Genomic DNA, 9,125 nt, shown 5'->3' with positions numbered 1-9,125 from the left:
AGGGGTTTGCGTCGAAATCCGCGCGGCTCCTGACCCAAACCCCTTGATCAACGCGTTGGGGGTGGGGACGGGGGCGGGTTAGTGGCCCAGGAGGCGGGTGAACAGGGTGGCTGGGCGGGAGGGGCGGGCGGTCCGGGTTTCGGTGTGGTCGGCCCTGGTCATGATGCGGAGGCCGGCGTTGACCGCGAGCCAGCGCAGCGGTTCCGGCTCCCACCTCGGGGAGCGGTGGTTGACCCAGGGGAGCCGGGTCAGGTCGGTACGGGCGCCGCGGATCAGGTCGGCCAGCGTGCGGCCGGCAAGGTTGCTGGTGCCGACGCCGTCGCCGACGTAGCCGCCCGCCCAGGCCAGTCCGCTGTCCCGGTCGAGGCCGACCGAGGCGGCCCAGTCGCGCGCCACCCCGAGCGGGCCACCCCAGGTGTGCGTCACCGGCACGTTCGGGCCGAGCACCGGGAACAGCTCGCCGAGCGTACGGCGCAGCGCGGCGAACACCCGTGGCTCCCGGTCGTAGGTGGGGGAGACCCGGGAGCCGAAGTGGTACGGCGCGCCCCGCCCACCGAAGGCGAGCCGCCCGTCGGCGGTCCGCTGGCCGTAGATGATCACGTGCCGGTGGTCGGAGAACGTCTCCCGTGCGGCCAGCCCGATCTCGGCCCACGTCGACGCGGACAGCGGCTCGGTCGCCACCATCAGCGAGTAGACCGGGGCGACCGTGCGGCGCTGACGGGGCAGCGCCGGCGTGTACCCCTCGGTCGCCCGGACCACCACCGGCGCCCGGACCGTCCCGGCCGGGGTCACCGCCGCGCCGGCCAGGATCCGGGTGACCGGCGTGCGCTCGTGGATGGTCACCCCGCGGCGTTCGACCGCCGCGGCCAGCCCGCGCACCAGCCGGGCCGGGTGCACCGCCGCGCAGTGCGGGGTGTACGTGCCACCGCGTACCCCCTCGGCGGCGCAGTGTGCGGTGGCCTCGTCGGCGTCGAGGAGGGCGAGATCGTCCGGCCCCAGGCCGAACTCCCGTGCCTCGGCCACCGCCGCGCGGGCCCGCTCCAACTGCGGGCCGGTGCGGGCGAGCGTGACCGTGCCGCCGTACGCCCAGTCGCAGTCGATGCCCTCGGCCGCGACGACCCGGCCGACCTCGGCGACCGTGGCGTGCATGGCCCGCTGCATGGCGATCGCCGCGTCGCGACCGTGCCGGCGGGCCAGCGCGGGCAGCGAGGTGGGGAACAACGCCGAGCACCAGCCGCCATTGCGGCCGGACGCCCCGTACCCGGCGATCTCCGCCTCCAGCACCACGATCCGCAGCGACGGGTCGCCGGCGGCCAGGTAGTACGCCGTCCACAGCCCGGTGTAGCCCGCCCCGACGATCACCACGTCGGCGTCGGCGTCGCCCGGCAGCGGTGGGCGCGGCGTCAGCGCCTCGTCCACGGTGGAGAACCAGTACGACAGGTCCTGGTAGCGCATCACCACTCCGGGGGCGGCAGGTCGAAGCGGAGGGCCGGGTCGGGCTCCGGAGCTCCGAGGGACTCGACCACCGGCACGACACCGGCCCAGACCGCATGGTCCAGGTCCTCGTCGGGGTCGTCCGGCGGGCCGGCGCTGACCTTCACGGAGCACTCGGCGAGTGGCAGCGCCAGCACCAGCGTGGCCGCCATCTCCTTCGCCGATGGCGGGCGGAGCTGCGCCCAGCGTCCGGGCAGCAGATGCTCGGTGATCCGCTCCAGCGCGGCGAGCTTCGCCTCGTCGTCGAGCGTGGCCGCCTGACCGAGAACCATGGCGCAGCGGTAGTTCATCGAGGAGGCGAAGGCGCTGCGGGCGAGCACCAGGCCGTCGAGCAGGGTGACGGTGAGGCAGGCCGGCGCCCCGGCGGCGAGGTGGCGGAAGAGCCGGCTGCCCGTGGAGCCGTGGACCAGAACCCGCTCGCCGTCGCGGGCGCAGGCCACCGGCACGGCGTACGGCTGGTCGCCGTCGACGATCGCCAGGTGACCGACCCGGCCGGCGTCGAGGATCGCGTACAGCGTCGCCCGGTCGTGCACCGCGAGGTCGGGCAGCCGGCGTACGCGGGTGCGTGCCGTCCGCCCGACCTTTTCGTTCCCGTCGCCGCTCAGAGCCGGGACCATGCCTCGGTGAGGACGCCCCGCAGGATCTGTTCGATCTCGTCGAACTGCTGCTGGTCGGCGATCAGCGGCGGCGCGAGCTGCACGACGGGGTCGCCCCGGTCGTCGGCGCGGCAGTAGAGGCCGGCCTGGAACAGCGCGGTGGAGAGGAACCCGCGCAGCAGCCGCTCGGACTCCGCCTCGTCGAACGTCTCCCGGGTCGTCTTGTCCTTGACCAGTTCGATGCCGTAGAAGTAGCCGTCGCCGCGGACGTCGCCGACGATCGGCAGGTCGTGCAGCTTCTCCAGGGTGGACCGGAAGGCACCCTCGTTGGCGCGGACGTGCCCGATGAGGTCCTCGCGGGCGAAGAGCTCCAGGTTGGCCAGGGCCACCGCGCAGGAGACCGGGTGGCCGCCGAAGGTGACCCCGTGGGCGAACATGCCGGTCTCGGTCAGGAACGGCTCCATCAGCCGGTCGCTGGCGATCATCGCGCCGAGCGGGGCGTAGCCGGACGTGATGCCCTTGGCCGTGGTGATGATGTCCGGCTGGTAGCCGTAGCGGACGGCGCCGAAGTACTCGCCGAGCCGGCCCCACGAGCAGATCACCTCGTCGGAGACGAGCAGCACGTCGTACGCGTCGCAGATCTCCCGGACCCGCTCGAAGTAGCCGGGTGGCGGCGGGAAGCAGCCGCCGGAGTTCTGCACGGGCTCCAGGAAGACGGCGGCGACGGTGTCGGGCCCCTCCCGCTCGATCGCCCGACCGATCTCCTCGGCGGCCCAGCGGCCGAACGCCTCGGGGGAGTCGCCGTGCTCGGGTGCGCGGTAGAAGTTCGTGTTCGGGACCTTGATGCCGCCGGGCACCAGCGGCTCGAAGTCGCTCTTGATGCCGGGCAGGCCGGTGATCGACAGCGCACCCATCGACGTGCCGTGGTAGGCGATGTAGCGGCTGACCACCTTGTGCTTGTTCGGCTGGCCGGTGCGCTTGAAGTAGGCCCGGGCCAGCTTCCACGCCGCCTCGACGGCCTCCGAGCCGCCGGTGGTGAAGAAGACCCGGTTCAGGTCGCCGGGGGTCAGCGAGGCGATCTTCTCGGCCAGCTCGACCGCGGTCGGGTGGGCGTACGACCACAGTGGGAAGTAGGCCAGCTCGCCCGCCTGCTTGGCGGCTGCCTCGGCCAGCTCGGTCCGGCCGTGCCCGGCGTTGACGACGAAGAGCCCGGCGAGCCCGTCCAGGTAGCGGCGGCCCTGCGAGTCCCAGACGTACGCGCCCTCGCCGCGCACGATGGTCGGCACCTCGCCGGCGGAGTAGCTCGCCATCCGGGTGAAGTGCATCCAGAGGTGGTCGGTGGCGTTGGCCATGTCAGCCCCATCGGGTCTCGGGCCGGTAGGGGTGGACACCGGCCGCTCTGCCCACGGTTATCCCACAGCCGCACGCCCGAAAGCAAGTGGTATCAGTCGTGAAGGGCGGCGATAGCGACGGATTCAGCGAGAGTGCGTCGACGGAACAACGGATTCCGCACGATGCGCGTCGGGCCAGCGGTCAGGCGGTGCCCCACGTGTACGTCTGCTTGCGCAGCTTGAGGTAGACGAACGCCTCGGTGGACAGCACGCCCTCGACGGCCCGGAGCCGCTGCAGGATCTCCAGCAGGTGGTCGTCGTTGCGGCACACGACCTCGGTGAGCAGGTCGAACGATCCGGCGGTGATGACCACGTAGTCGACCTCCTCCAACTCGGCGAGGCGGTCGGCGACGGTCTCCAGGTCGCCGTTGGTGCGCAGGCCGATCATGGCCTGCCGGGGGAAGCCGAGCTGGAGCGGGTCGGTGACCGCGACGATCTGCATGACGCCCGCGTCGAGCAGGCGCTGCACCCGCTGGCGTACCGCCGCCTCGGAGAGCCCGACGGCCTTGCCGATCGTCGCGTACGGGCGCCGGCCGTCCTCCTGGAGCTGCTCGATGATCTGCTTCGCCACGTCGTCGAGCAGCGCGTGGCTGGCCCCGTCACGGACGGTGACGCGCCGTCCGCCGTTGCCGTTGTCGTTGTGTCGGTTCGTCATCGACGCTCCCCTTGCCGGATTCCCGGGCCTGAGCCTAGTGCCATCGCGCAGTCTGGCGTATTTCGTCGTCGAGAGCTATTCCCGCAACGGAATCCCTTGTAAGGAAGGTCACCTCATGTCAGGATCAGTCGTCCACCGCGACCTGACCCTCCCGCCGGCGCGCCACCCCCCTCCCGCCGCCGACGAAAGACCCCTTAGGAGTCGTCATATGCGATCTCCCCTCCGCCCCCTTTCCCGGCGTGGGCTGTTGACCGGCACTCTGGGTTCCGCAGCGCTGCTCGCCGCCGGTGGCTCGCTGGCCGGTTGCGGCACGAAGGCCGCGACCCAGACCGAGGCCGGCTGCGTCAGCGACGACCTCTCCGGCACCGAGAAGACTCTGGCCTTCTCCAACTGGCCGCAGTACATGGACGTCGACGAGAAGGACGAGTCGAAGCGTCCCACCCTCGACGAGTTCGTCACGAAGACCGGCATCAAGGTCACCTACACCGAGGACGTCAACGACAACAACGAGTTCTTCGGCAAGGTGCAGAACCAGCTCGCCGCCTGTCAGAGCACCGGCCGGGACATGTTCGCCGTCACTGACTGGATGGCGGCCCGGATGATCCGGCTCGGCTGGATCCAGAAGCTCGACAAGTCGAAGCTGCCCAACGTCGAGGCGAACCTCCTGCCCTCGCTTCGCAACCGCTCCTTCGACCCGGAGAACCAGCTGGCGATCCCGTGGCAGTCCGGCCTCGCGGGCCTCGCCTACAACGGCAAGGTGACCAAGGAGATCCGTACGGTCGACGAACTGCTCACCCGCCCCGATCTCAAGGGGAAGGTGACCGCGCTGTCGGAGATGCGCGACACGATGGGCCTGCTGCTCCAGTCGAACGGCCACGACCCGGCGAACTTCACCGGACCCCAGTTCGACGACGCGCTCAACAAGCTCAAGAAGGCCGTCGACTCCGGCCAGATCCGCAAGTTCACCGGCAACGACTACGCCCCCGACCTGGCCAAGGGCGACATCGCCGCGTGCATCGGCTGGTCCGGTGACGTCATCCAGCTCGGCTTCGAGGACGAGAAGGTCAGGTTCGTGGTGCCGGAGTCCGGCGTCATGCTCTGGTCGGACAACATGATGGTGCCGAACAAGGCCACCCACAAGGCGAACGCCGAGCAGCTCATCAACTACTACTACGACCCCGCGGTCGCCGCGAGGCTCGCCGCCTACGTCAACTACATCTGCCCGGTCAAGGGCGCCCAGGCCGAGATGGAGAAGATCGACCCGGAGCTGGCGGCCAACTCGCTGATCTTCCCGGACGAGGCCATGCTGTCGAAGTCCAAGGTGTTCATGGCCCTGGACGAGAAGCAGGAGACCGAGTACGAGCGCAAGTTCCAGCAGGTAATCGGGGCGTGAGAACCATGGGACACGATGCACCGGCCGGTGACCTGCGGCTGGCCGACCTCACCAAGCGGTTCGGCGTCTTCACCGCGGTGGACGACCTCAGCCTGACCATCCCGCAGGGCTCGTTCTTCGCCCTGCTCGGGGCGTCCGGCTGCGGCAAGACCACCACCCTGCGGATGATCGCGGGGCTGGAGGAGCCGACGAGCGGGCAGGTCCTGCTCGGCGACCGGGACATCGCCCGGCTGCGCCCGTACAAGCGGCCGGTGAACACCGTGTTCCAGTCCTACGCGCTCTTCCCGCACCTGGACATCGCCGAGAACGTGGCGTTCGGGCTGCGCCGGCGCGGCATCCGCAAGGTGGACGACCAGGTCCGCCGGATGCTGTCGCTGGTGCAGCTCGACGGCTACGACCGGCGCCGGCCCGCCCAGCTCTCCGGTGGGCAGCAACAGCGGGTCGCCCTGGCCCGCGCCCTGATCAACCACCCGCAGGTGCTGCTGCTCGACGAGCCGCTCGGCGCGCTCGACCTGAAGCTGCGCCGGCAGATGCAGATCGAGCTCAAGCGCATCCAGACCGAGGTGGGCATCACCTTCGTGCACGTCACCCACGACCAGGAGGAGGCCATGACCATGGCCGACACGGTCGCGGTGATGAACGCGGGGCGCATCGAGCAGCTCGGCGCGCCGGCCGACATCTACGAGTTCCCGGCCACCGCCTTCGTCGCGAACTTCCTCGGCCAGTCCAACCTCCTGGCCGCCGAGGCCGCCGGGCCCGCCGGAGGCGAGGTGCCGGTCTCGGCGCACGGCGGTCGCTTCTCGGTGCCCGTCGGCCGGGCACGCGCCGACCGGGGTCCGGTCTTCCTCGGCGTACGCCCGGAGAAGCTGCACCTGGCCGGCTCCGCCGACCAGGTCCCCGCCGGACACCACCACGTCACCGGGACCGTCACCGACGCCTCGTACGTCGGGGTCAGCACCCAGTACCTGCTGCGGACGGCCTGGGGGAGCGAACTGTCGGTGTTCGTCGCCAACAGCGGCACCCACGGTCAGCTCGCACCCGGCACGCAGGCCGTGGCGTACTGGGATCCGCGGCACGCGTTCCTGCTGCACCGCGAGCCGGGCGAGCACGACCGCACGACTCCGGTGCTCGACGAGCCGGTGGGCGTCAGCTCATGACCGCCCTCGCCCACGTGCCCGCGGGATCCGGGCAGTCGGCGGCACCACCGCCGGCGGCCCGGTCCGGGCGGCACCGCCTCCTGCCGTACCTGCTGCTGCTGCCCGGCGCGGCCTGGCTGTTGCTGTTCTTCGGCCTGCCGCTGCTCCAACTCGCCGCCGCGAGCCTCTACGACCCGAGCGGCTCACTCTCCACCGGCTACGCGCTGACCTGGGCGTTCGGCAACTACCCGGACGCGCTGCAGGCGTACTGGCCGCAGTTCACCCGGTCGTTCCTCTACGCCGGCATCGCGCTGGTGCTGGCACTGCTGATGGGCTACCCGCTGGCGTACGCGATCGCGCAGAAGGCCGGCCGGTGGAAGAACCTGCTGCTGGTGTGCGTGGTCGCGCCGATGTTCACCAGCTTCCTGGTCCGCACGCTGGCGTGGAAGACGATCCTGTCGGACAACGGCTGGCTCGTCGGGCTGCTGCGCGACGTGCACCTGCTCGGTCCCGACGGCCGGCTGCTCGCCACTCCGGTCGCGGTGATCCTCGGCCTGACGTACAACTTTCTGCCGTTCCTGGTGCTGCCGCTGTACGCGAGCCTGGAGCGACTGGACTACCGGATGCTGGAGGCGGCGAGCGACCTGTACGCGAGCCCGGTGCAGACGTTCCGGCGGGTCACCCTGCCGCTGTCGATGCCCGGCCTGGTCGCCGGCACGCTGCTGTTCTTCATCCCGGCCAGCGGCGACTACATCAACGCCGAACTGCTCGGTACCCCGAACGAGTACATGATCGGCAACGTCATCGACTCGGCCTTCCTGGTCCGGCTGGACTACCCGCAGGGCGCGGCGCTGTCCTTCCTGCTGATGGCGGCGATCCTCGCGGTGGTCTTCGTGTACCTGCGCCGGGCCGGCACGGACGAGGTGTTGTGATGAGGTTCTCCCGTTGGCTGGCCGACCGCTGGGTGATGGGCGTGGGCCTGCTGGTCCTCGGCTACCTGTTCCTGCCGATCGCCGTGGTCGCCGCACTGTCCTTCAACCGCCCGTCCAGCCGCCTGTCGTACGACTTCAACGAGTTCACCCTGGACAACTGGCGGCAGCCGTGCGCCACCAGCGACATGTGCGATGCCGTGGTGCGCAGCGTGCAGATCGGGTTCATCGCCACCGTGGCGGCCACCGTGCTCGGCACGCTGATGGCGTTCGCCCTGGTGCGGCACCGTTTCCGCGGCCGGTCCGGGATCAACGTGCTGATCTTCCTGCCGATGGCGACGCCGGAGCTGGTGATGGGCACCTCGCTGCTCGCCCTCTTCGTCGCCGGCGGGGTACAGCTCGGCTTCTGGACCGTCGTCATCGCGCACGTGATGTTCTGCGTGTCGTTCGTGGTGGTCACCGTGAAGGCCCGCCTCGCCGGCATGGACCGGCGACTGGAGGAGGCCGCGATGGACCTCTACGCCACCGAGTGGCAGACGTTCCGCCGGATCACCCTGCCGCTGGTGCTGCCCGGCATCGTGGCCGCCGCGCTGCTCGCGTTCTCCCTGTCGTTCGACGACTTCATCATCACGAACTTCAACTCCGGCACCACCGTCACGTTCCCGATGTACGTCTGGGGCGCCGCCCAGCGGGGCATCCCGCCGCAGGTCAACGTCATCGGGACGGCGATGTTCGTGATCGCGCTGCTGCTGGTCCTGGCCAGTTCGCTGCGCGGGCGACGGGCGAGCCGGGCCGCCGTCGCGGCACCCGTGGTCGCCGGAGAGGCCGGCGGGCGGTCGTGACCGGCTCCCATACCGGCCGGGCGCGCGCGCTGGCGGACGCGGCGCGCGTGCCCTACTGGCTGGACCGTCCGGAACGCCCCGACCCGCTCCCGCCGTCGCACGGCGCGACCGGGACCGACCTGCTCGTCGTCGGGGGCGGCTACTCCGGGCTCTGGACCGCCCTGCTCGCCAAGCAGGACGACCCGGACCGGGACGTGCTGCTGATCGAGGCCGGCACCTGCGGCTGGGCCGCCTCCGGGCGCAACGGCGGCTTCTGCGCCTCGTCGCTCACGCACGGCCTGGCCAACGGCGTCGACCGTTTCCCGGACGAGATCGACCAGCTGGAACGGCTCGGCCGGGAGAACCTGGACGCCATCGCCACCACCGTGGCGGACCTCGGGATCGACTGCGACTTCGAGCGCACCGGTGAGCTGGCGGTGGCGGTCGAGCCGTACCAGCTCGACGCGCTGGCCGAGGACGCGGCCCTGGCCCGGCGGTACGGCCACGACGTACGCCTGCTCGACGCCGACGAGGTGCGTGCCGAGGTGGACTCCCCGACGTACCTCGGTGGACTCTGGGACCGCGACCGGGTCGCCATGCTCGACCCGGCGCGACTGGCCTGGGGCCTGCGCCGCGCCGCCCTCGACCTCGGCGTGCGGATCCACGAGCACACCCGGGTCACCGGCCTGCGCGCCGACGGCGCGGCGCTG

General features: G+C 71.1%; 9 protein-coding genes. 5 read left to right on the top strand and 4 right to left on the bottom strand.

Translation table 11 applies throughout. The annotated features are described in order from the left end of the window. Nucleotides 1–78 precede the first annotated feature (78 nt). From AB0I76_RS16060 to AB0I76_RS16045, 4 genes are all read right to left on the bottom strand, one after another. On the bottom strand, nucleotides 79–1,455 hold the full coding sequence (locus AB0I76_RS16060) for an FAD-binding oxidoreductase (protein WP_357035320.1): 1,377 nt from the start codon (nucleotides 1,453–1,455) through the stop codon (nucleotides 79–81). After that, nucleotides 1,455–2,111, bottom strand: coding sequence for a pyridoxamine 5'-phosphate oxidase family protein (locus AB0I76_RS16055; RefSeq protein ID WP_357035317.1), 657 nt, complete (start codon nucleotides 2,109–2,111; stop codon nucleotides 1,455–1,457). The genes AB0I76_RS16060 and AB0I76_RS16055 overlap by 1 nt, the downstream gene beginning before the upstream one ends. Then, nucleotides 2,096–3,442: an aspartate aminotransferase family protein gene (locus AB0I76_RS16050; RefSeq protein ID WP_357035314.1), complete on the bottom strand. Its 1,347-nt coding sequence runs from the start codon at nucleotides 3,440–3,442 to the stop codon at nucleotides 2,096–2,098. The genes AB0I76_RS16055 and AB0I76_RS16050 overlap by 16 nt, the downstream gene beginning before the upstream one ends. A gap of 181 nt (nucleotides 3,443–3,623) precedes the next feature. After that, nucleotides 3,624–4,136 (bottom strand): Lrp/AsnC family transcriptional regulator, encoded by a 513-nt coding sequence (locus tag AB0I76_RS16045; RefSeq protein ID WP_357035311.1) that lies wholly within the window; start codon nucleotides 4,134–4,136, stop codon nucleotides 3,624–3,626. Nucleotides 4,137–4,383: 247 nt separating this feature from the next. Here AB0I76_RS16045 and AB0I76_RS16040 point away from each other — a divergent pair, with 247 nt between their 5' ends. The 5 genes from AB0I76_RS16040 to AB0I76_RS16020 all read left to right on the top strand — a co-directional run. Then, entirely contained in the window at nucleotides 4,384–5,529 is a 1,146-nt protein-coding gene (locus AB0I76_RS16040; RefSeq protein ID WP_357035308.1) for a spermidine/putrescine ABC transporter substrate-binding protein, read from the top strand. Between the two features lie 5 nt (nucleotides 5,530–5,534). Next, entirely contained in the window at nucleotides 5,535–6,686 is a 1,152-nt protein-coding gene (locus tag AB0I76_RS16035; protein ID WP_357035305.1) for an ABC transporter ATP-binding protein, read from the top strand. Next, nucleotides 6,683–7,597, top strand: a complete 915-nt coding sequence (locus AB0I76_RS16030) for an ABC transporter permease (protein WP_357035302.1) — start codon at nucleotides 6,683–6,685, stop codon at nucleotides 7,595–7,597. Before AB0I76_RS16035 ends, AB0I76_RS16030 begins: the two co-directional genes overlap by 4 nt. After that, complete coding sequence (locus AB0I76_RS16025) at nucleotides 7,597–8,436, top strand: ABC transporter permease (protein ID WP_357035299.1); 840 nt, start codon at nucleotides 7,597–7,599, stop codon at nucleotides 8,434–8,436. The genes AB0I76_RS16030 and AB0I76_RS16025 overlap by 1 nt, the downstream gene beginning before the upstream one ends. Then, nucleotides 8,433–9,125 (top strand): FAD-dependent oxidoreductase (locus tag AB0I76_RS16020; RefSeq protein WP_357035296.1); only part of this gene is annotated, 693 nt, incomplete at its 3' end. The genes AB0I76_RS16025 and AB0I76_RS16020, both read left to right, overlap by 4 nt.

It is taken from the genome of Micromonospora sp. NPDC049799 (assembly GCF_040656655.1).
Taxonomy (GTDB): Bacteria; Actinomycetota; Actinomycetes; order Mycobacteriales; family Micromonosporaceae; genus Micromonospora.
This window is presented reverse-complemented; position numbering and strand designations above follow the sequence as displayed.